Annotated in this window: 1 protein-coding gene; it reads right to left on the bottom strand. The window is 73.9% G+C overall.

Features of this window, described 5'->3' with window-relative positions; all coding sequences use genetic code 11:
- A partial coding sequence (locus GRF61_RS24170; protein ID WP_211166191.1) for a PepSY domain-containing protein occupies positions 1–971 on the bottom strand: 971 nt, incomplete at its 3' end.
- Positions 972–1,016: the final 45 nt, after the last annotated feature.

Raw genomic sequence — 1,016 nt, 5'->3', positions numbered from 1 at the left:
GGGTCGAAGATGCGCAGCGGGTTCATCGACATCAGGCCGCTGAAGATCCAGGTGCAGACGAAGCCGGCGCAGAGCAGGCCGATGAGGTGGTGCCAGCGCATCCAGCCGGCGCGGTAGGGCGATCGGGAGCCGGAGGCGTAGCGGCCGCGGAAGCGCCAGCGCCACAGGCCGACGACGGTGCCGCTGAGAGCGGTGAGGGTGCACAGGGCGGAGAGCAGGATCACCGTCCAGCTCCATGCCGGGTCGACCGGGCGGTCGCGGAACAGGTAGAGCCAGTGCAGCCAGGCGCCGAGGTAGTTCCAGCGCTGCTGGGCGAGCGGGGCGTCGAGCACCAGCTGTCCGGTGGTGCCGGAGATGTAGAGGGTGACGGCGCCGAGCTCGCCGCCGCCGGCGGGGTCCTGGCCGCCGGCGGCCATCTCCACCTTGTGCAGCGGGCGGTGGGCGTCCAGGGCGCGGGAGTGGGTCCAGCGGTCTTCCGCCACCTGGCCGGCGTATCGGGCGGCGACGCCGGGGACGTAGCTGCGGGCCTCGGCGAGGGCGGCGGCTGCATCCACCGCCGGGGCGGGACGCGGCGCATCGGCGCTTGCTGCGGAACGGCGGGCCGGCGCCGGCGGCTGGGCCGCCAGCACCCGCAAGCCGCCGCCGGCCTCGCGCAGCAGGTAGCGCGGCTGGCCGGCGATGGTGGTGAGGACCAGGCTGCGTGCGGTGGCCAGGCGGGCGCTCGGGCTGGCCGCCATTTCCTGCGCGGCGGTTGGATCGATCTCCGCCAGCGCCGCTTCCGGCGGCAGCAGCCCTGCGGCCATCAGCGGCGGCAGCGCGCCCAGGCGCTCCCAGGGGGTGAGCTTGGGGTAGCCGACGAAGAGCATCGTCATGCCGCTGATGAACCAGAGCGCCATCAGCAGGCAGCCGGCGATGCCGCTCCAGCGGTGCAGCAGGTAGGTCAGGCGCCTGGCGCGGGGAGCGAAGCTCATGCGGGTGTTCCGGTGTGGCCGTGACGGGATGGATAAGCGCATCCG

It is taken from the genome of Azoarcus sp. TTM-91, from assembly GCF_012911025.1.
GTDB lineage: Bacteria > Pseudomonadota > Gammaproteobacteria > Burkholderiales > Rhodocyclaceae > Azoarcus.
Note: the sequence above shows the minus strand (reverse complement) of the source record. Positions and strands in the feature narration are given on the sequence as shown.